This window comes from Paenibacillus sp. FSL H7-0943 (assembly GCF_037963265.1).
Lineage (GTDB): Bacteria > Bacillota > Bacilli > Paenibacillales > Paenibacillaceae > Paenibacillus_AQ > Paenibacillus_AQ odorifer.
In genome coordinates this window covers 6,742,466-6,762,539 of record NZ_CP150148.1, presented here as the reverse complement: position 1 = coordinate 6,762,539, position 20,074 = coordinate 6,742,466, and the positions used below count along the sequence as shown (strand labels likewise).

General features: G+C 42.4%; 21 protein-coding genes. 14 read left to right on the top strand and 7 right to left on the bottom strand.

Annotation, left to right across the window (positions count from 1 at the left end):
• Positions 1-29: 29 nt before the first annotated feature.
• Positions 30-431 (bottom strand): RidA family protein, encoded by a 402-nt coding sequence (locus tag NSQ55_RS29605; protein WP_339170517.1) that lies wholly within the window; start codon positions 429-431, stop codon positions 30-32.
• Between the two features lie 413 nt (positions 432-844).
• Here NSQ55_RS29605 and NSQ55_RS29600 point away from each other — a divergent pair, with 413 nt between their 5' ends.
• From NSQ55_RS29600 to NSQ55_RS29590, 3 genes are all read left to right on the top strand, one after another.
• Positions 845-1,411, top strand: coding sequence for a TetR/AcrR family transcriptional regulator (locus NSQ55_RS29600; RefSeq protein WP_076301519.1), 567 nt, complete (start codon positions 845-847; stop codon positions 1,409-1,411).
• The gene (locus tag NSQ55_RS29595; protein ID WP_036682312.1) at positions 1,408-1,944 is read left to right on the top strand and encodes a DUF2798 domain-containing protein; all 537 of its coding nucleotides are present in this window, start codon (positions 1,408-1,410) and stop codon (positions 1,942-1,944) included. The genes NSQ55_RS29600 and NSQ55_RS29595 overlap by 4 nt, the downstream gene beginning before the upstream one ends.
• Before the next feature lie 272 nt (positions 1,945-2,216).
• The gene (locus tag NSQ55_RS29590) at positions 2,217-3,398 is read left to right on the top strand and encodes a multidrug effflux MFS transporter (protein WP_076220231.1); all 1,182 of its coding nucleotides are present in this window, start codon (positions 2,217-2,219) and stop codon (positions 3,396-3,398) included.
• Positions 3,399-3,498: 100 nt separating this feature from the next.
• On the opposite strand, the gene NSQ55_RS29585 is transcribed toward NSQ55_RS29590, so the two are convergent.
• From NSQ55_RS29585 to NSQ55_RS29575, 3 genes are all read right to left on the bottom strand, one after another.
• Entirely contained in the window at positions 3,499-4,389 is an 891-nt protein-coding gene (locus tag NSQ55_RS29585) for a diacylglycerol kinase family protein (protein WP_076278239.1), read from the bottom strand.
• Positions 4,390-4,524: 135 nt separating this feature from the next.
• Complete coding sequence (gene guaC, locus NSQ55_RS29580) at positions 4,525-5,508, bottom strand: GMP reductase (protein WP_036682307.1); 984 nt, start codon at positions 5,506-5,508, stop codon at positions 4,525-4,527.
• Between the two features lie 166 nt (positions 5,509-5,674).
• A complete protein-coding gene (locus tag NSQ55_RS29575; RefSeq protein WP_076124191.1) occupies positions 5,675-6,283 on the bottom strand; it encodes a LysE/ArgO family amino acid transporter in 609 nt (202 codons plus the stop codon).
• Between the two features lie 213 nt (positions 6,284-6,496).
• On the opposite strand from NSQ55_RS29575, the gene NSQ55_RS29570 reads away from it, so the two are divergent.
• From NSQ55_RS29570 to NSQ55_RS29540, 7 genes are all read left to right on the top strand, one after another.
• Positions 6,497-7,675, top strand: coding sequence for a hypothetical protein (locus tag NSQ55_RS29570; protein WP_339170511.1), 1,179 nt, complete (start codon positions 6,497-6,499; stop codon positions 7,673-7,675).
• A 215-nt stretch (positions 7,676-7,890) separates the two neighbouring features.
• Positions 7,891-9,681, top strand: a complete 1,791-nt coding sequence (locus NSQ55_RS29565) for a hybrid sensor histidine kinase/response regulator transcription factor (RefSeq protein WP_339170509.1) — start codon at positions 7,891-7,893, stop codon at positions 9,679-9,681.
• A gap of 182 nt (positions 9,682-9,863) precedes the next feature.
• Positions 9,864-10,460 (top strand): sensor domain-containing protein, encoded by a 597-nt coding sequence (locus NSQ55_RS29560; RefSeq protein ID WP_076124185.1) that lies wholly within the window; start codon positions 9,864-9,866, stop codon positions 10,458-10,460.
• A gap of 23 nt (positions 10,461-10,483) precedes the next feature.
• Entirely contained in the window at positions 10,484-11,089 is a 606-nt protein-coding gene (locus NSQ55_RS29555; protein WP_254847726.1) for a polysaccharide deacetylase, read from the top strand.
• On the top strand, positions 11,089-11,853 hold the full coding sequence (locus NSQ55_RS29550; protein ID WP_076132805.1) for a polysaccharide deacetylase family protein: 765 nt from the start codon (positions 11,089-11,091) through the stop codon (positions 11,851-11,853). Before NSQ55_RS29555 ends, NSQ55_RS29550 begins: the two co-directional genes overlap by 1 nt.
• Positions 11,854-11,957: 104 nt before the next feature.
• Positions 11,958-13,196, top strand: a complete 1,239-nt coding sequence (locus NSQ55_RS29545) for an amidohydrolase (RefSeq protein WP_339170505.1) — start codon at positions 11,958-11,960, stop codon at positions 13,194-13,196.
• A gap of 73 nt (positions 13,197-13,269) precedes the next feature.
• Positions 13,270-13,953, top strand: coding sequence for a uracil-DNA glycosylase family protein (locus tag NSQ55_RS29540; RefSeq protein WP_248548908.1), 684 nt, complete (start codon positions 13,270-13,272; stop codon positions 13,951-13,953).
• Positions 13,954-13,975: 22 nt separating this feature from the next.
• Here NSQ55_RS29540 and NSQ55_RS29535 read toward each other — a convergent pair whose 3' ends face one another.
• Positions 13,976-14,890 carry a phosphatidate cytidylyltransferase gene (locus tag NSQ55_RS29535; protein WP_076132799.1) on the bottom strand — a complete coding sequence of 305 codons (915 nt, stop codon included), beginning with the start codon at positions 14,888-14,890 and terminating at the stop codon, positions 13,976-13,978.
• Positions 14,891-14,985: 95 nt separating this feature from the next.
• Here NSQ55_RS29535 and NSQ55_RS29530 point away from each other — a divergent pair, with 95 nt between their 5' ends.
• Together NSQ55_RS29530 and NSQ55_RS29525 are read left to right on the top strand one after the other, a co-directional pair.
• Complete coding sequence (locus tag NSQ55_RS29530; protein ID WP_036682293.1) at positions 14,986-15,546, top strand: hypothetical protein; 561 nt, start codon at positions 14,986-14,988, stop codon at positions 15,544-15,546.
• The gene (locus tag NSQ55_RS29525; protein WP_339170500.1) at positions 15,543-16,298 is read left to right on the top strand and encodes a class I SAM-dependent methyltransferase; all 756 of its coding nucleotides are present in this window, start codon (positions 15,543-15,545) and stop codon (positions 16,296-16,298) included. The genes NSQ55_RS29530 and NSQ55_RS29525 overlap by 4 nt, the downstream gene beginning before the upstream one ends.
• A 59-nt stretch (positions 16,299-16,357) precedes the next feature.
• Here NSQ55_RS29525 and NSQ55_RS29520 read toward each other — a convergent pair whose 3' ends face one another.
• On the bottom strand, positions 16,358-17,632 hold the full coding sequence (locus NSQ55_RS29520) for a HAMP domain-containing sensor histidine kinase (protein ID WP_339170499.1): 1,275 nt from the start codon (positions 17,630-17,632) through the stop codon (positions 16,358-16,360).
• The gene (locus tag NSQ55_RS29515) at positions 17,632-18,309 is read right to left on the bottom strand and encodes a response regulator transcription factor (RefSeq protein ID WP_076099753.1); all 678 of its coding nucleotides are present in this window, start codon (positions 18,307-18,309) and stop codon (positions 17,632-17,634) included. Before NSQ55_RS29515 ends, NSQ55_RS29520 begins: the two co-directional genes overlap by 1 nt.
• A 333-nt stretch (positions 18,310-18,642) precedes the next feature.
• On the opposite strand from NSQ55_RS29515, the gene NSQ55_RS29510 reads away from it, so the two are divergent.
• Positions 18,643-19,386: a polyphosphate polymerase domain-containing protein gene (locus tag NSQ55_RS29510; protein ID WP_076105108.1), complete on the top strand. Its 744-nt coding sequence runs from the start codon at positions 18,643-18,645 to the stop codon at positions 19,384-19,386.
• A complete protein-coding gene (locus tag NSQ55_RS29505) occupies positions 19,379-20,059 on the top strand; it encodes a DUF4956 domain-containing protein (RefSeq protein WP_076132792.1) in 681 nt (226 codons plus the stop codon). Before NSQ55_RS29510 ends, NSQ55_RS29505 begins: the two co-directional genes overlap by 8 nt.
• The last annotated feature ends 15 nt before the right edge of the window (positions 20,060-20,074 follow it).

The window sequence follows — 20,074 nt, the reverse complement described above, 5'->3', positions numbered from 1 at the left end:
TATTAAATTAGTCCCTCTTGATTTAGGGTTTAACCAGCAGCCCATACATCTAGCTCAATTTTTAATTCAGGTAACCCTAATCCTTTAATATAAGCAATTGTCATTGAAGGAGGTGTCATACCGAATACTTTATTCCAAATTTCATAGAAATGGTTCCAATCGATTTCTTCCGTAGCCCAAATGTTGATTTTGATTACATTATCAGGTGTTAGCCTTTGAGAAGCCAGGACTTCAACAATATTACTCATCGTATTTGTTACCTGTTGGTTAAAATCTGTAGGGATATGATTGTTTTGATCGATTCCAATTTGGCCAGAAAATACATACATCTCAGCATTTCTACTTATTTTTGTTACATGACTATAGTTACCAACCGGTTTAGAAATATTTTCTGGATTATATCTTGTAATAACATTATTATTTAAGTTCATTTTGTGAATTCTCCTTTAAATAGAAGATACATAACGATATCTAAGTTATATATCTCCGCTGTTTTTTAGTTTCTTTTAATTTTTGACAGACCTATCCTATCAATAATTAATTCTAGAAAAAAACAGCAGTAGAATACCCAATACCAAAAGATAAATATTTTAGCGATCTCTTTTTCACCGGGTATTCCTCCTTCATATTTAAAGTAAGATAAGTTTCCTCAGAATGATATCATTAATCCAAGTGATACTGCAACAATTCCACTTTCTACACAATTTTCTAAGTTTTTTTTGCTGTTATAAATGAAAATAATGAAATATTTTTTGAAAAAAAGCAAAAAAGACTTACATTAATGATTTTTATATTGTTATAATAACAAACAGACCGGTTGGTATGTTAGGGGGAGTACGTTATTGTGGATACAAAATCGCTAATGATTGAGACGGCGACACTTCTTTTTCAGCAAAAAGGATATAAAAATGTAGGCGTGAATGAAATTTTAAAAGCCTGTAATGTGACCAAAGGAGCGCTTTATCATCATTTTCCAAATGGAAAAGAAGAACTATTAATTGCTTGTTTAAAGGGCTTAAATGAAGCAATTACGATAGATATTGAGGATATTTTTAAAAAGCATCCATCGACGTTAGAAGCTATACAATCCATGATCGACAAGTTGATTCACAACTTAGAAACCGAGGGCACGATTACCGGATATACCTTTAGCAGTATTGTCAGTGAAATGGCTACGGTGAGTGAACCTGTTCGCCAGGCATGTAGCTTGCTCTATGAGAACATGGAACGAATTTACTGCGATAAGCTTGTAACTGAAGGTTATTCGCAGGAATCAGCCTCCGAGATGGCATTGTGGATGACGGCTTCGATCGAAGGCGCGATGATGTTGTGCCTAACGCAAAAATCCACAACTCCCTTAAAAACTATCGCCAAACTATTACCGACAATTTTGAAAGGAAGTACATCATGAATCAAGAAGCAAGATTACCAAGAAACGGCAAGGAGGGGGCATTATATGGTGCAATCATTTGTACACTGACGGTACTGTTTATGTCCTCAATAAATATCATTTTAGGGGTTGGAGAATTTAATGGTGAGGTTGCCTTAACGATTCTTAAGGTGTTTCCGATCATTTGGGTAATTGTCATGATTATTGAGCCTGTTGTTATTGGCCGTATTGCCGAAAAGCTGACAGCTACATTCACACAACCTACAGATAGCTTCAACGCCAAAATCCTATTCCGTATCTTATTCACCGTACTAGGAATGTCATTTTGTATGACGTTTATTGGAGACATTATCGGAAACGGGTTGAGTTCTCAAACGTTTAATCACTTCTTAGCCAATTGGCCAAGAAATTTCCTGATTGCACTGTTCGCTGAAAGTATATTGATACAGCCGTTTGCAAGATTTGTGATGGTAAAGCTACATGCTTCTCAGGACAAAAAGAAATCCAGCGCTGTTGGCGTAACTATACATGGATTATCAGAACAAAATTCCTAACCTAAATAAGCTCTCAGGCGAAGCGATTCGTTTGAGAGCTTTTCTATTACCGTGTATAATGATGTTTTGGCTGAATAATTGAAACTCAAATCTTTGCCCGATATCTTTCGGGTAAGCCCTCCTATAAAACCATGAAAGCATAATAATGAAAGGTGATTTTCTAACATGATGATCTATAGTCGTCTTGCCATAATGATGCCCCCATTTCCCTAGCTAGGCTCATATTCTTGTAGTTGTTCGAGGATATAAGCTTGTAGGAGGGCGAAAATAAGATGAAAAAATATGCAGCACCATCGTTACTTTTAATGATTGTTCTTGTGGCTTTTCCGCAAATTAGTGAGACGATTTACACTCCATCGTTACCGGATATCGCAGTAGCACTTGGAGCCACCAATAGTTCTGTACAGTTAACGTTAAGTATATATTTTATTGGATTTGCTTTAGGTGTTTTTAGCTGGGGTTGGTTGTCTGACTTCATCGGGCGGAGATCTTCCATGCTGGCTGGACTTCTTGTATACGGTATGGGAAGCTTGATGTGTTTTTACTCAGAATCCATTCATTTGCTGTTAGTCAGCCGGTTTATACAAGCGTTTGGAGCAGCAACAGGTTCGATTATTACCCAAACCATTCTTCGTGAGAGTGTCTCCGGGAATAAACGGCATGTTATGTTTGCCCAAATCTCGGCGGTCATTGCTTTTACTCCCGCAGTAGGTCCGTTAATTGGCGGATGGGTGGATCAAGCTTTTGGTTTTCGAGCGGTTTTCTTTACATTAGTAATGATGAGTGTGTTGTTATTTATGTATGCTTTTTGGAAGCTGCCAGAAACCACTGATGTTTCCATGAGAAAAAAGGTGGCTATTCTGCCTATAGTCAAAAAAATGCTCGCATTGCCACGTGTATTGGTGTTTGGATTACTAATTGGAGGCATTAACGGAATCTTGTTCAGCTATTATGCTGAAGCTCCTTTTATATTTATTGAACACTTTCAGATTTCGCCAGGAGTCTATGGTTTTCTCGGCATTATTGTGGCTTTGGCGTCGATTGTAGGCGCAATGATCTCCAAAAGATTATTAACCCTCTATGCCCCAGAAAAAATAATCCATATCGGCTGCCTTGTAATGGCGAGCGGAGCCTTGCTATTAACAATCGCAAGCAGTCTTGTCTTGTTGCCGGATATGATAGTGATCGTATGTATTCTAATAACGCTGTTTGTCCTATTAATGGGTGCAGGGATTGCTTTACCTAATTGTCTAAGTCTTGCTCTTGTTCAATTTCAGGATGTTGTAGGAACAGCAGGTGCGATATTCAGCTTGGGCTATTATTTGCTTGTTAGCTTGGCGACGTGGGGAATGAGCGCTCTCCATAATGGTTCATTACTGACGATGCCTATTTATTTCTTAGGGATTAGCGGCGGAATGTGGTTATTAGGCAAAAAATTTATTGTAGTGGAATAGAAATAACTTCTTAGTCATTTGATTAGTAAGATATGGATCGGGGCGTCCATAAATTAAGGGCAGTCTGGAACTTTTTGAGTTCCGGACTGCTTTTTGTTTGTTAGTCCACTTCTGGCACAATGACTTGGATATGACGAGGGAGAACACTTAGCGTAATAGGCAAAGTTGGACCTTCTTCGCCATCTACATTGGTTCTTACGGTTTCTGGAGAGCTTACACTTACATTGTGGGCTGTGAAATAGACAACGTCTTTATGATCCTTAAGGGTACCCAGCAGTAAAGATATACTGGCTGTAATGGTATTGAATATACTGAGGTCCAAAATAATAAAACAATGAAGCAGACCGTCGTCAACCGCAGCATCCGGTATTAGATTCTCGAACCCGCCGACTGAGTTGGTTAATACGGCGAGAAAGAGTAAGGAGTCTCCTTGCCATATTTGTTCATCATGGTGAATGACAAGGGGGTGGGCTGTAGGGCTTGTAAGTTGTTTAAGACCTTCTTTCAAGTATGCCAATGAGCCGAGTTTGGTTTTATCTTCGGAGGATACAGAGGATAATGCTCCGGCAATTGAACCTACAGCAACCACGTTGCCGAATAGGCGGTCATTTAAGCGACCGATATCTACTGTTTTTAAATTTGAGGAGGCAAGGGTTTGAATGGCTATTTCGGGATTCAGTGGAATTTGTAATGCACGGGCGAAATCATTAGCCGTTCCTAAAGGAACCACACCTAACTTTGGGTGGTGTTCCTGATCGATAAGACCATTAATGGTCTCGTGAAGCGTGCCATCCCCGCCGATGGAGATCACCAGATCATAACCTTCCTCACAAGCAGCGATGGAATAACGAGTGGCGTCTAGTTCTTTTGCCGTCTCCTTGATCGTAACGGAGTAGTCTTTATCACTTAGAACTCTTGTTGCATATCTGACATATTGGCTGGCTTCCTCTTTGCCGGATGAGGGGTTAATAATAATCATAGCTTGCCGCATAAGGATAATCCTCTCTATTGTGATCTAGTAGAAGTTTATTCTTACCATTACCCCAAAGTAGGCCAGTGGAACTCGTTCCCATAAAAAAAGGTGAGCAAGATTGACCTAAGTCATCCTGCCCACCTGTGTATTCAATTAATAGACTTTATCTCCATTAAAAATGGAGTTCTTAACGATAACGTAATCCACATTACGGATAGCCTCTAATTTATTGCCACCTGCATAAGAGATGGAGGATTGAAGATCCTGCTCCATTTCTCTTAGGGTTTCTGCTAAAGCCCCTTTATGCTCAACCGCAATTTTTTTACCTTCGACGTTCTTCTTTTCACCTTTTTGGTATTCTGAAGCGGAGCCAAAGTATTCTTTATAGAGCTTCCCAGCGATTTCAATGGTTTCACCCGGAGATTCTTCATGACCGGCAAATAGTGAACCAATCATGACCATAGAAGCGCCAAATCGTACGGATTTAGCAATATCACCGTGTGTGCGAATGCCACCATCGGCAATAATTGGCTTGCTTGCAGCCTTGGCACACAAGCGTAGTGCAGCTAACTGCCAGCCGCCTGTACCGAATCCAGTTTTGATCTTAGTGATACATACTTTCCCTGGTCCAATCCCAACTTTAGTAGCATCAGCTCCAGCGTTTTCTAATTCTCTAACGCCTTCAGGTGTTCCTACATTTCCTGCAATAACAAAACTAGCAGGCAGGTATTGTTTAATATGTTTGATCATCCGAATAACTGCTTCGGAATGGCCGTGTGCAATATCAATTGTAATGAATTCCGGAACCAGCTGTTCTTTGGATAATTGTTCGACGAAATCATACTCTTCTTCTTTAACTCCGACGCTGATGGATGCGATTAATTCACGGGAGTGCATGTCTTTGATGAAAGACGTACGTTTCTCCGGTTCAAAACGATGCATAATGTAGAAATAGCCATTTTGCGCCAAGGAGATAGCGATCTTCTCATCAATGATGGTTTGCATGTTGGCAGGTACCACCGGCAATCTAAATTTATGCCCACCGAGGGTGACTGATGTATCACACTCCGAACGGCTGTTTACGATACATTTTGCAGGAATTAATTGAATATCTTCATAATCGAATACTTCTTTCATAATTTACACCTCTAAATGCGAACATTATAGTATTTTGGTTTGTTAATTGTTCGTCCAAATTGTAATGTACCTCATTCTGCGCCGTAAGTCAAAATTCTAGTACATTATGGTGTAAATTGGACATAATTATACGGCAAATTGGTGTACAGCATTCTTTTTCCTCCACTTAAAAAAGCTTGAAGGCAATATAAGCAGCAACGATCCAAATAATGATCGCGGAGATCTTATTAATAATCCGCATGATTTTGCCACTTGAGTCGATTTGTCCTACGGTTTTTCCGGCTACAGCCAGCCCAAAGAACCAAATCCATGACACTAGGATAGTCGCGCCAGCAAATACAACTTTGTCTACGCCTGTGTAACTAAGCGAGCTAGTGCCAATAACGCCGATAGTATCCAAGATCGCATGAGGATTTAATAAAGAAACGGACAGCGCGAACAGGATTTGTTTTTTAGAGGATAGAGGGGTTGCGTCTTGCGCTGACGATGTAGGTGTACTTTTCCAGATAGACCATCCCATATACAAAAGAAATAAAAGTCCTACAGCAAATAAAGCGGTCTGCAGAACGGGGATGGCAAACACAAGGACTGAAACACCTAATACGGCTAATAGAATAAGCAGGGTATCGCATAAAGCGGCTGTAACAATAACGGGAATGGCTTTTTTAAAATGTGGCTGCGAGGCCCCTTGGTTAAATACAAAGACATTTTGTGCGCCAAGTGGAAGAATTAATCCAAAGGCCAGTGCAATGCCATGAAGTAGTGCGGCTAACATAGTTTATTATTCCTCCGATAGTGTTCATACTTTATAGAATTGGCTGTCCTATTGGTTCAATTGGTTTACTACAATTTTATGGACAAATAATATGTACTATCATACAGTCTGTGTCTTGATTTAAAAAGCTGCTTAATATAATCTTGTTGTCCCTTAGAAAAGGTAGTAAAGTAACAGAATACATACTATATATGGAAAGAAAGGTTGATATTTTTGAAAAAAGGAATATTTACAGGGTTGGTTGCTCTCTTGTTGATGACTACAAGTACGGTGACCTCTGGCACTGTAGAAGCTGCAGCAGCAGTAACCAAATTACCGAATGCCCAATGGAGTCAGCTGAATGTTGTGGGAGAGCTGGAGAGTGTGGAAGGCAATCCTATGGAGGTTACTAAATTAAACACAGTGTATCTACACACCAAAGAAGAGCATGCTACTCAAACTAAGATATGGTTAGTGGATACGCTGAAATCATATGACACACAGACTGGAAAGCTGAAGTGGTCGGTTAATTTTGCAGACCCTGGTACATCGATGTTTCGTGAATCCAAAGAATATTTAGTGTCACCAGATGGAACGGTATACATAACTTTTACAGATAATCTTTCTCCTGACGCAACTCAAATCTACGCGGTGGGAGCTGACGGGAAACGGAGATGGAAGGTGAATTTATCTCAAGCAGAGGGATACTTGTATAGACTTGATAACGGCAATTTAGTCTTTGCATCCCGAGGACAGTTTGATGGTTCCGGTAATTATTCTGGGTCCCTAACCTTAATTAATAAAAATGGAACTAAAATAAAAAACGTAACTTACAAAGGGACGGTAGCAGGGAAAGGGAATCGTATCCTCATTCAAACAAATTACGGAAGTGGGAAAGGCTCGCGAATCCAGGCTCTTGATTCTTCGCTAAATTCAGTATTTACATACCAGTTGCCTGCGGATTCGTATACAGAAGTCGATTACAACGAGGTGCTCACCGATGGAACCGTACTAATTCGGGCTAATCTTCCCAAAACAGGGAACCGACTATTTGGTTTTGACTCTAAAGGTAAATTGCTGTGGGGTAGAGATGTCGCAGGTAATGCTGTCATATCATCCCTGGGAGAGGTATATGGGATTTATGCCAATGGGAAGCTGTCCTTATATAATGTAAAAGGATTGGTTAAGTCAGTAGCCCTACAAGATGAGACGGAATTTTTTGTTTCGTTGTATCAATTACAGGATGGTAATATTGAGCTTAGCTTTCCTGGTTCTGCAACATATATTTTAAATCCTAAAACGCTCGCAGTAGATTATACTTTCAGGCTGAAGGATGATTTTAATTTCAATTATGTGGGGAATAGCGTGGGATATGTAAAGACAGACAAAGGATTTTCAAGAATTAAGTTTTAAGTCTTGGTATTAAAGAATATGATTGATCAAGGATGCCTCCCTAAATGGGTTGGCATCTTTTTTACGTTAATGCTAAGTATACAAGGGTACCTATTCACTAATTACACCATTAGTAAAAATGTCATCTCAACTCATGACTTTTTGTAACTAGTGAGCCCTTAAGGGGTTACACTATAATAAAGATTAAGTCAGCAGAGTATATAGGGGGAAATGCCTTGTTTAATCTGGTCAAACAGTGGTTCTGGTACGATTGGCTCGTCCTCCTGTTTCGGATTTGTTTTTCTACTTCTTTTTTGGTCACCATGTGTTATCTTTCGGAGGATTTTACGATTCCTTTCTGGATCGCGTTTGTTTGGGGCGTGGTCTCTTTTTCTGTGCCTTGGTTTTGTTTGCAGCTGCATTACAAGTATTATCTGATAGCGGAGATCCTTTTTTCGGGTGGGCTTTGTTTATATTTGGCTGCTTTGTTTCCTGAATCGTACGTAACTTTTCTGCCTATCGCTTTTATGATCGCCAGCAATAGTGCACAGAAGTCCTATCGTTGGACAGCTCTGATCACGGTCATTTTGATTCCAATTATGTTATCTAGATTGTCACAACAAATGGATGCTGTATCGATGATTGTTAACATGGGTTTGGTGTATACGCTTGGGTTCGCTTTTCATTTACTGGTGGTGAATCACAAGCAGGGCAGAATTATTAAGGAGCAAAATGCTGTTTTAGAGCAGTACATCTCGCAAGTTGAACGTATGACACTTCTGGAAGAACGAGATCGTTTATCCAAAGATCTGCATGATACGGTGGGGCATTCTTATACTTCAATTATTATGGGGCTAGAGACTTTACGTTCGGAGGTGAATACTTCTGAAGGGGAGCACAAAATAGATGCCTTGTTAAAGTTAACCCGCAATGGCTTGGATGATGTTCGGCGATATTTGCACCATGTGGGCGCTTCGGAGGATTCATTGACGCTAATGCAGTCCCTGCAGAAATTAGTGGATGATTTCCAGACCTTCTCCAAGGTTAAGATTCGCTTAAGAACATTCGGAGAGCCGTATACAGTATCTAAGCAGGCCCAAATGACATTATACAGATGTTTGCAGGAGTCGATAACCAACGCTGTACGTCATGGTCAAGCCAGTGAAATTGTCATCAGCTTACATTATGAAGAGAAGCTGATTCGGCTGGATGTGCAGGATAATGGATTAGGCACTGAAGATTTAAAAGCAGGATTTGGTGTGAATGCGATGAAGGAGCGTGCCTCCAACTTGCAAGGACAAGTGTATTTCTACTCTAAGCCAGGGGAAGGGACCTTAGTGACCTGCAGTTTACCAAGGCTTGAAGAGATACAGGAGGAAACGATTCGTTTATTGCTGGTAGATGATCAACCCTATATCCGGGATAGTCTGCGAATTATTCTAGAGCAGGAGCCGGATTTTGTGATCAATGGGTTAGCTGAGAATGGTGAACAAGCGATAAGCTTCTGCGAGCAGGAACAACCTCACGTGGTGCTGATGGACTTAAATATGCCGGGCATGGACGGTGCGGAAGCGACCAAGCTTATTAAGCAAAAGTGGCCAGGGGTACGAGTGTTGATCCTGACTACTTTTCAAGAAGCAGATATGGCAGTCGAAGCACTGCAAAACGGGGCAGATGGCTACTTGTTAAAGTCTACCGAGCCGCAGGAGCTGTTCGAAGGAATACGTCTCGTACATCGGGGCGTAAAGATGATTACACCCGATATTACGAATGTATTAATTGATCACTATGAGATGCATCCAGCTTCAGAGGCGCCACCGACAGAGAAGAGTAATGAATATGGACTGACTCCGCGTGAGCTGGAGATTCTAGAATGCCTCTCGAAGGGAATGCGTTATAAAACTATTGCCGCTAAACTATATCTGTCCGATGGAACGGTGAGGAATTACGCGTCCACCATCTATGCCAAGCTCGGGGTACGAAACCGTGAGGAGGCAGTCGAGAAGGCTTTTGGCATTTCGGATTAATCCTGACCGAAGTATTTGAAATTGATGAGCACCTTATTGTTTGCTTTCCCTTGTGGGAGTAGGCAGTAGGGTGTTTTTTTTGTCATATGACATTATGGCACTGGTCGATTTTACACCAAAAGCACTAGCATAGGAGTTACTTAGAAATGAACAATTTTTATTGCAGAGAGGGAGAGAAAAACATGAATCAAATAATCCGAAAACATGTGAGGAATTTTTGTTTCTTATTAATTACTTTTGCCACAGGGCTATTTTACTTTTGTTTTTATTTGGTGGGCATTACCTTTGGAGTTTCGATGTCCTTCACCTTAGTGGGGATCCCGATCCTTTATTATGTTTTGCGTTCTACCGAGACTTTTTTACAGCATGAGCGAATTCGAACTAAAGTCTATACGGATATCTCGGTTCGCACGCTTCCAACCCGATCTCAAGAAGAAGGCAGCTTGTGGGAAAGGGTTAAGGCAGAGTTTCTGGATGAACATAACTGGAGAGCGATTTTAGGGTTGATGTTGCAGTTTGGAATCGGCATGGTCAGTCTCATTTGTGCCACTCTTTTTTACTTGACCCCTATTATTCTCTTGTTGTCACCTGTCCTGTATTTATTAGATGTGTCCTCTATATCGCTATTTGGGATTGAAAATAAAACATTCAACATCTCACTTTTCTTCATGTTGTTAGGTGCAGTGTCTCTATGGATAGGTGCTTATCTCGGGAACAGTCTGGTAAAGATGATCGGCAGGTATACGCGGCGTTTAGTGAAGGATTTTGCTAGAAGATAAATTTAAACAGGAAAGAAGGAAAAATGATGGTAACCTCAGTTCCATTTATAAAATTATTCTCACAATCCCTTTGGATGATGTGGGAGAACATATTTGCTGTCATCACCAAATTTCGTAGTCAGTCCGTGCGTAGATATGGGATATGTAAGTTGGTAGTGTTGAAATATCACGGAGAAAGTTTGGTCTGCCAAGATGGGCAACGGATACTTCCGGGAGATTGGGTGGGTGAGCTTCATTTGGACAATCGCCAGATTGTGCAGCTGACACGTACGCTTGGCGCAGATCGGGCCGGAATTCGTACGGCACGCATGCTTCGCGAGGCTATGAAGGAGATCAGTCGTGATCTAGACAGCAATCCGGAACTAAGCAAAGTAAACGCGCTAACCGGGATTACACTGCTTCACCGGGGGATTATTCATGGAATAGGGTTTGAGCAGCGTCCTATCAAGTCCAAATGGCAGCGGCACTGGTTCGGGATATACCTTCGTTTTTTACTTCGCATGCTGCATCCGGAAGGGAAACATCGTGTAGAGGACAGCACAGAGAAGTTATCTCCCATGATGCTTGTGCTTAGCAAGCAGTCCTTGAAAGCGCGGTTTGCCCCGCGTAAGACAGAGGCGGCTTCCTAATGTGGGCCTTCATAATTTTAGCAGTGGATGTGATTGTTCTTTATATGATCGTTCCTTTTGCGCTTACCCGAATATTGGGATGGGGGGTTCACTCGGAGGTAGGTGCAGAGAAAGAAATTGCGTTTACGTTCGATGACGGTCCGGATCCTTGTTATACACCTGAACTTCTAGATCTATTAAAAGAGCATGGCATAAAGGCGACCTTCTTCGTATTGGGCAAAAAAGCGCAGAAATATCCGGAACTGATCGAGCGTATGCACAGAGAAGGGCACCAAATCGGCATTCATAATTATACTCATACACCCAACTGGATCCAGTTCCCCTGGACCAATAGACGGAAGCAAGTAGATCGCACAGCAGACATTGTTGAGCGAATTACAGGAGAGCGGCCTATCTTTTACCGCCCACCTTGGGGGCTTCTCAATCTAGGGGATTTCTTTTTGCTAAGAGAATCTTATCGAATCGTATTGTGGTCTGTTATGGTCGGAGATTGGAAAGCGTCACTGAGTGCAGAACAATTAAAGGATGCCTTAATAAAAAAAATAAAACCAGGCTCAATCATTGTTCTACACGACAGCGGAGATACACCGTGGGCAGATGAAGAAGCGCCCTTGAATATGATCACTGGATTAGAAGAAGTCTTAAAAGAAATGGATAAAAAGGGTCTGAAGTGTCTGCGGATGGATGAACTGCTGAACAAGGAAGTTAGTTATAGTAGAGAAGCTAGATCCAGAGTCAAACATAGGGGTCAGATTGATCTGTAGCTATTGAAATTTCTCAATCATTTTTTATATGGCAAGGGCTATGGTAACATTTAGAGTAAAGCGGTCCGTACCTATATAAATTGTTGAGAAAAGGATGGGGTAGCATGTTGAATGCTTCTTATTGGTTAACCAATATAAGATTAGAACAAGGTTATGTTATTAAGGATGGGCAAGTAGCGGGTACGAATACGAAGGTTTGTCATCTCCGCATTGACGGGGATAAGATTTCAGAAGTTGTTGGAGCAGACATCGAGCTTCAGAGCCAGCTCCCGAAATACGACTGTAAAGAGTTGTTGATGCTGCCTTCTTTCGAAGAAGCACATATCCATTTAGATAAAACATATTTCGATGGACCTTGGAGAGCGGTAAAGCCTGCGTCCAGTGTTTTCGAACGGATTGAGGAAGAGAAGGTATTATTGCCTAAGCTGCTGCCCATGGCGAGACAACAAGCAGAGAGCATCCTGACGCTTATTCAGGGGTTTGGTGCCACACATGTGCGCAGCCATTGCAATATTGAGCCTGTCAGCGGCTTGCAACGATTAGAAGCGACTGTACAAGCATTAAATGCATTCGCGGGTAAAATTTCATCTGAAATTGTGGCGTTTCCGCAACATGGCCTGCTGCGCTCGGATTCTGTACAGCTGGTAAAACAGTCTCTCGCAGAGGGAGCAACCTTTGTAGGCGGAGTAGATCCTTATACGGTGGATGGAGATATCGAGAAGTCACTTCAGACGATGGTGGAATTAGCAGTGATGAGTAATGCCGGCATTGATATTCATTTACATGATGGAAAAGAAGCGGGAAAGAAAACACTGACGCGGTTAGCTGATCTGACGGAAGAAGCTGGCTTGCAAGGAAAGGTCACGGTCAGTCATGCGTTCTGGTTCGCAGGAGCTCAGCAGCAAGAGGCAGAAGAGGTAGCTAAACGGATGGCATCACTGGGTATGACTATTGCATCCACAGTGCCTATTGGAAGAATGATGATGCCACTTCCGATGCTGCACAGCCAAGGGGTAAAAGTGAAGCTGGCAACAGATAGCCTTACCGATCACTGGTCCCCTTTTGGAAATGGAGATCAACTGGAGAAGGCAGGGCGTTACGCGGAGTTGTACGGCTGCAATGATGAATTGGCATTATCTCAATCTCTCAGATTTATAACAGGAGGATTAACACCCCTTGATCCAAAAGGCGAGCAGGTATGGCCAAAGGTTGGCGACACTGCTAGCTTTGTGCTGCTGCATGCCAGCTGTTCGGCTGAAGCAGTAGCCCGAAGAGCGCAGCGCCAAGCCGTCTGGTACGAAGGCCGACTGGTGAGTGGTTCGATAACAAATAGAGACCTGTGAGGCAGATGATATGCTCCTCTCTACCTATCTGCAACAGTATAAATCGGCGATCCTCTCACTCCCGAAGGGTACAGTGCTAACTAAACAGGATCTGCAGGTGGATAAGCTTCTAATGGAGCGTAATGGCAAGGTGGAAATGTATTATGCCCCCCATAATGAGTACATTAATCCTTCTGCTAAGGTGATCATTATAGGGTTAACGCCCGGGTTCACACAAATGGGCATAGCGATACAAGAAGCGATCATAGGTCTGGAGGCTGGTTTGTCAGATGAAGAGGTATGTAGGACAGCGAAGGAAGCGGCGAGATTCGCAGGCTCCATGCGGAACACGTTAATTCATATGTTAGATACACTTAAACTGCATCAACACTTGAACCTAACCTCTTGTGAAGAACTATTTCAGCAGCAGCAGACGATCCTGCACACCAGCTCTTTATTACATTTTCCCGTGTTCGTGGATAAGAAAAATTATAGTGGGGCCCAGCCCAAGCTACTTTCAAATTCATTCCTCAGGGCGCAGGCATTATCTTCCTTGCGTGAGGAGCTGAACATACTGAGCCGGGCCTTAATTATTCCCTTAGGAAAAACAGTGGAAAGTATACTTCAACTCCTTGTGTCCGCAGGTGAGCTTGATAAACAACGCTGCTTATGGGGATTTCCCCACCCCTCGGGCGCCAACGGACATCGATATAAGCAGTTCGCCAGCCAGCAAGAACAAATGGTGAAGATACTGCATAATCATTCATGGAGGGGCTGATTCAAGCTTCCCATCAGATGATCTACATGAAGTCGAAAAAATAACGAATGACATGAAAAAAGACCGGTGAAGTGTAGGTCAAGCTATCGATCCGGCTTAAATGGCTTTGCTTCAATGCCACGAATTTATCGCCATCGCCGATTAGCAGATCCCGCTTTAACACGGAAACCGTTAAACTGCCAAAGAAGCCGCTCAAGCTGATCAACATGCCTGACAGTAACCCGAAGATTGGGTTGAGCGGCGTCAGGTAGGGATAGATTAGATAGGAAACTCCTGTTGTGATGACAAATGCGAAAGCGAAACCCTCCCAAGTCAAATACGGATTGGCGGTGGGAACTATTTTCCGCTTCCCTACATAAAGTGATGCGAGATAGTGGACCACATCATTGAGCTGCGTTAGCACTACTAGAAAAAGCACAAGCCCCGCTCCATACTCCGGTGTAGCAAATTGAAAGTAGGCCAAGTGGCTAAGTCCGAATACCATCAGCATAAGCCCCCATTGGGTGGAGCTGACACTACGCATAAAACCAACCGTGCCCTTATTAATCATTCTGGGCAGCGGTAGGAGCAAGAATACATAAACCGGGATGAAGACAATAAACATTCCGTACCACTCGATATAAATCCAGTAGAACTGCAACGGGATGGATAAGTAAGCCCACAGAAATAGCCTGCGGTCCGATTTTCGTGATTTCATCATAGAGAAATACTCTTTCAGTGCAAAGAAGCAGAGCACCATGAGAGACAGCAGAGAGACGACGGGATTAAATAGGGTAGCTAGGCAAAAGATAAAAAGCATTCCCCACCACGTCTTGATACGAAAGCCAATGCCCGTATAATCCTTATTTGGCTGTAGCTTCCCTATAACTACATACATCAAGTGAATGGCCGATAAGGCCGCAAAGATAAGAATTATAGTTAATAAAGAGCGGTCGATAATTGATCACCAACTTGTCCTAGAGTAGATTCCATTAATGGGTTCATATGTTATTATGAAGGAAACGCTCAAACTTGATAAGGGGAAAATTGTAAATGGCAGCAGATCCATCGGTCTTTATATTACTGACGAATACCGGGACGCTTTTTACGAAGCTCATTCAAGGCTATACAAAAGCACCCTATAATCATGCCTCGATCTCCTTTAATCGGGAGCTTTCCGAGCTGTATAGCTTTGGCAGAAAGCATCCGAGCAACCCCCTGAATGGAGGGTTTGTGAAGGAGGATATTAAGACAGGTACGTTTAGCAAATATCCAAATACAACATGTGTCCTATATGAACTTCAAGTTACAGCCCGCGAAGTGGAGAAAATGGAGCGGGTCTTGCAAGTCTTTATCCGAAGCCGTCAAAAGTATCTCTATAATATTCTCGGCGTAATTGGCATTGCCCTGAAGGAGCCTGTCGAATTCAGCAACTCTTATTTTTGTTCGCAATTTGTAGCGGAAATTCTAGAGCGGTCGGGCATTAAGTTATGGAATAAGCTGCCCGCACTCGTTACTCCGGATGATTTTCGCCAAAGTGATCGGCTGCGATTGGTTTACCAAGGTAAATTAAGTGAATATGAACCTGAGCGCCTAGGAGGAGACGAAGGATGAATAGCAAAGAAATATTTTCTAATCGGGTGGATTCGTATGTAAAATATCGGCCGAGCTATCCTGGAGAAGCCATTGATTATTTGTACAATACTATTGGGCTCCAACCCAATTGTGATATTGCTGATATTGGTGCAGGAACAGGAATCTTCTCAGCATTACTTCTGGAGCGCGGGAGTCGTGTGACTGCCGTTGAACCCAATCCGGAAATGCGTAGAGCTGCGGAAGAGAATTTCGCAAAGGATAACCATTTCTCTGTATCGCCGGGGTCTGCTGAACATACAGAATTATCCGACCAGTCCATGAACTTTATCGTATGCGCCCAAGCGTTTCACTGGTTTGATAGGGACGCAACGCAATTGGAATTCAAGCGGATTCTAAAACCGGGTGGAAAAGTTATTCTGATATGGAATTCCCGGCTTACTTACGGTACCCCATTTCTGGAGGAATATGAGCAGCTGCTGCAGACCTTCGGGACGAACTACACTCAAGTTAATCATAAGAACATTACCCCTGAGATTCTTAGTTCCTTTTTCAAGAAAGGACAGATGCAAGTAGCGCATTTTAGCAATCAGCAGGTATTTGATTTGGAGGGCTTAAGCGGTCGTCTTCGATCGTCTTCCTACACTCCGGTCCCCGGAGATCTAAGCTATGAGAATATGATGGCTGAGCTGCGGAATATTTTCGAACGAAATAACCAGGGTGGGCAAGTATTTTTTGATTATAAGACCGAAATTTATTGGGGCGAAGTGTAAAGTAAATAAAAAGACTCAAACCTTAGAGATAACAGGGTTTGAGTCTTTTTTACTTGTAGTTATGAAAGATGTACGTAAAACGTGGTGGACTCGCCGACAAAACTTTTGGCATAAATTTTTCCCTTATGCTGTTCAATAATCGATTTGGCAATCGCCAGCCCTAGGCCATATCCCCCTTGTTTACGCGCCCGGGAAGCATTTGTACGGTAGAATCGGTCAAAGATGCTCGCTAAGTGCTCCGGCGCAATGCCCTCCCCCGTATTGGTGACCGCTAACACCATGTCATTATGTTGTTTTTTAAGGGATAAGGTGACTGAACCTTTAGGGTTCGAATATTTTACAGCATTGTCCAAGAGGATCATAATCACTTGTTTGATCTGTTCACTATTGCCTAGCACTGTCAGATCAGGCTCGATGTCATATTCAAGGAAGATATGCTTCTCAAAGATTACAGCTTCCATCGTTAAAATGATATTTTCAACCACGTCGCTCAGATTGAATTTCGAATAAATCATTCTCGATCTGGAATCGTCCATCTCGGTCAGGTACAGCAGATCATTGGTCAGGCTGGTCATTCTTTCTGTTTCCGACTTGATATAGTGCAGCCACTTGGACTGATTGTGAATGGTGTCATCACTGTTGGACAGGAGAACATCCGCATTGGTGTTAATAATGGTCAACGGCGTCTTTAACTCATGGGAAGCATCCGCAATAAATTGTTTCTGTTTCTCAAAAGCCTCCTTTACCGGCGCAATTGAACGATTAGCAAAAAAGCGGCTAGCGAAGTACAAGATAATCAGCATCACTGAGCCAACTACAGAGAAGGTATAGATTAGATTGGTGAGGATTTTTTGCTCTGCAGTGATGTCCAGAAATACAAGCATCGCCCCATCATTCGTATGCTGGATGTTGAAGATCCATTTGCTGCTATCCAAGGTGAACCTTCCGGTATCTTTACCGGCGCTTAGTGCTTCTTGCAGAGCCGTATTATAAAATTCATCGTCCATAGTAAATTTAGAATCTTTCCCCGTAAGGTTCGACGCTGTATCTATTTTTAGCATAAATGAGATTGAGCGTTCTGGAGGAGGTGTTCCGTTATCCGTACGTTTATTATCCACACGTGGTAACGTGGCTCCCCCTTTGGTATTGCCTAATCGTCCTGTGTCACCACCGGGAGACTTGTAGTTTTCCATGATTCTGTGAAGATCCATCTGAATATCGTTTTGGACATCTCGGTACGTAATTACATATATGGAGATGAAGGCCACAAGCATGATCACCGAGATGGTGACTAAGTTAACAATAAGAAACCGATTTCTGAGCTTTGTGAACATCAGGTCGTCACCTCTAATACATACCCTACGTTTCTGATCGTACTAATGCGTACGGTCGAATTTAAGAAGGTCAGTTTTTTTCTCAAAAAAGAAATATACACCTCTACATTATTGTGCTCAGCATCTGAATCAAAGCCCCACAGCTTCTCAATAATTTGTTCTTTGGAGGTTACAGCTTGTTTCCTCAAGATCAGAAGCTCCAATAGCTCGCATTCCTTTAGATTGAGCTTGATCTCTTTGCCACCCACGGTAAGTTTCAGATTGGATGTATTCAGTTCAATATCCCCGAACTTTAAAGCATCATCTGGTATCACCTCGCCTTTACGTCTTAGTACAGCCCTTATTCTTGCCAATAAGATCTCCGAGGAAAAAGGTTTGGCGATATAATCGTCAGCTCCATAGTCCAGCCCAGTGACCATATCTGTAATTTCACCCTTTGCGGTAAGCAGGATAACGGGAGTGGGTATCCCCTTTTTCCGCAGCGTCTTGAGGACGCTGACCCCATCCATCTCAGGCAGCATGATGTCGAGCAGCAGCAAATCATAGATTCCACTCAGTGCGTAATCCAGACCCGACCTGCCGTCATGGACTGCATCCACCGAATAATTATGTTTTTTTAATATTTGAGTTAAGGCTTCAGCGAGATGAAGCTCGTCTTCTACTATTAATATTCTCATGGTTTTGCCATCCCCTACATAGAACCAGTATTTGTTATTGAGGTCATTATATCAGGATTACCTTTATTGAACCTTAATGAAGGTTGAGATAGAAGTGACTGCGAACAGCAGTTTGAAATCAAGAAATCTGCAGACAACAGCGGCCGGAAGTCCAACATCACCGCAGTTACGATGTACACCTGTTAAAGTCGTCAGCGGTCTTCTCCAACTATTAAGGGAATGTAAAAGATAATCAATAATTTGTAAAACCATTTAAGATTCATTAAAGGTTTGGGATCTAAGATACATTCATAAGCACACGAGACAACGATAAACAGAAAGGATTGATCACATATGGCGATTGAGGTATTCAACCGTTATGAGAACAAATATTTGTTGGACAACGAAGCCTACTATAAATTTTATAACCAATTGCTTGAATACATGGAACTAGACGATTTCAACAAGCAACATGAGTTTTACTCCATAACCAACTTATATTATGACACGGAGCACAACACCCTGATTCGTAACAGTCTTGCGAAGCCCAAGTACAAAGAGAAGCTTCGTTTAAGAGCTTACGGTGTTCCAAATCAAGATACGAAGGTGTATCTGGAAATCAAGAAGAAGGTATTTGGTCTTGTTAATAAAAGAAGAACGTCGCTCAAATTAAACGAGGCTTATGATTTTGTGGCCACCGGTATGGAACCGGAATTCAAGGATTACATGAATAAACAGGTGATTGAAGAGATCAAATATTTTCTGACACGCTATGATTTGCAGCCCAAGGTGTATCTGTCTTATGACCGAAAAGCGTTGTTCTGTAAAAACAATCGCGATCTAAGAATAACATTCGATACAAATATTCGCAGCCGCCGGTACGATCTGAAGATGGAGCACGGTGTTCATGGCGAACCCTTGCTGGAGCCGGGGCAGTGGCTTATGGAAGTAAAGGCTGAGAACACGATTCCGGTCTGGCTGGCCAAAATGCTTTCAGAGCATCAAATGTACCGTACAAGCTTCTCCAAGTACGGCAACGAATATAAAAAAATGCTGAAGAACAGTAAAACAGAACGGGAGAGTGCCCTCTATGCTTGATTCATTATTTACCGTAGCAACTAGTACAGAGTTAACGTTTACCAACGCACTGCTAACTATTTTTATAGCTATTGCTCTTGGCGGGATCATTAGCTACACCTATATGAAGACCAATGCAAGCGGCTATTCGCAAAGCTTCACACTAACTATGGTACTGCTGCCCGTAATTGTGGCCATCATCATTTTGCTTATCGGAAGTAATGTTGCCAGAGCTTTCAGTCTTGCCGGGGCGTTCTCCATCATTCGCTTTAGAAGTGCGCCGGGCGATCCGAAGGATATCACATTTGTTCTGTTCACCATGGCTTCTGGACTTGCCTGTGGAGTGGGTTCCTTTGGATATGCAGTCTTGTTCACCCTTATCCTATGCGCCCTTATGTTTATCCTTAACCGGACTAACTTTGGTGTAAGAACAACGTCGCAAAAAACATTAAAGGTAACCATCCCGGAGAGTCTGGGATATGAGGAAGCCTTCGCTGAAGTATTCAATAAATATAACGTTGGGTATGAGCTTAAAAAGATTAGAACGACTGAGCTTGGCAGTTTATATGAACTGGTCTACGCTGTAACGCTGGGTGAGGCTGTGAACCAGAAGGAATTTTTGGATGCGATTCGTACCCGGAACGGTAATTTAGACCTGTCTCTGACCATGACTCCAACTGCTAATGACTATTAAGATAACGAAAGGATG

Excerpts from the sequence above, each read along its gene's own strand:
- NSQ55_RS29515 (WP_076099753.1), bottom strand. The coding sequence starts at position 18,309 with ATGAGAATATTAATAGTAGAAGACGAGCTTCATCTCGCTGAAGCCTTA.
- NSQ55_RS29530 (WP_036682293.1), top strand. The coding sequence starts at position 14,986 with ATGGCAGCAGATCCATCGGTCTTTATATTACTGACGAATACCGGGACG.
- NSQ55_RS29505 (WP_076132792.1), top strand. The coding sequence starts at position 19,379 with ATGCTTGATTCATTATTTACCGTAGCAACTAGTACAGAGTTAACGTTT.
- NSQ55_RS29605 (WP_339170517.1), bottom strand. The coding sequence starts at position 431 with ATGAACTTAAATAATAATGTTATTACAAGATATAATCCAGAAAATATT.
- NSQ55_RS29520 (WP_339170499.1), bottom strand. The coding sequence starts at position 17,632 with ATGTTCACAAAGCTCAGAAATCGGTTTCTTATTGTTAACTTAGTCACC.
- NSQ55_RS29585 (WP_076278239.1), bottom strand. The coding sequence starts at position 4,389 with ATGCGGCAAGCTATGATTATTATTAACCCCTCATCCGGCAAAGAGGAA.
- NSQ55_RS29560 (WP_076124185.1), top strand. The coding sequence starts at position 9,864 with ATGAATCAAATAATCCGAAAACATGTGAGGAATTTTTGTTTCTTATTA.
- NSQ55_RS29510 (WP_076105108.1), top strand. The coding sequence starts at position 18,643 with ATGGCGATTGAGGTATTCAACCGTTATGAGAACAAATATTTGTTGGAC.
- NSQ55_RS29555 (WP_254847726.1), top strand. The coding sequence starts at position 10,484 with ATGATGGTAACCTCAGTTCCATTTATAAAATTATTCTCACAATCCCTT.
- NSQ55_RS29595 (WP_036682312.1), top strand. The coding sequence starts at position 1,408 with ATGAATCAAGAAGCAAGATTACCAAGAAACGGCAAGGAGGGGGCATTA.
- guaC (WP_036682307.1), bottom strand. The coding sequence starts at position 5,508 with ATGAAAGAAGTATTCGATTATGAAGATATTCAATTAATTCCTGCAAAA.
- NSQ55_RS29575 (WP_076124191.1), bottom strand. The coding sequence starts at position 6,283 with ATGTTAGCCGCACTACTTCATGGCATTGCACTGGCCTTTGGATTAATT.
- NSQ55_RS29525 (WP_339170500.1), top strand. The coding sequence starts at position 15,543 with ATGAATAGCAAAGAAATATTTTCTAATCGGGTGGATTCGTATGTAAAA.
- NSQ55_RS29545 (WP_339170505.1), top strand. The coding sequence starts at position 11,958 with ATGTTGAATGCTTCTTATTGGTTAACCAATATAAGATTAGAACAAGGT.
- NSQ55_RS29590 (WP_076220231.1), top strand. The coding sequence starts at position 2,217 with ATGAAAAAATATGCAGCACCATCGTTACTTTTAATGATTGTTCTTGTG.
- NSQ55_RS29550 (WP_076132805.1), top strand. The coding sequence starts at position 11,089 with ATGTGGGCCTTCATAATTTTAGCAGTGGATGTGATTGTTCTTTATATG.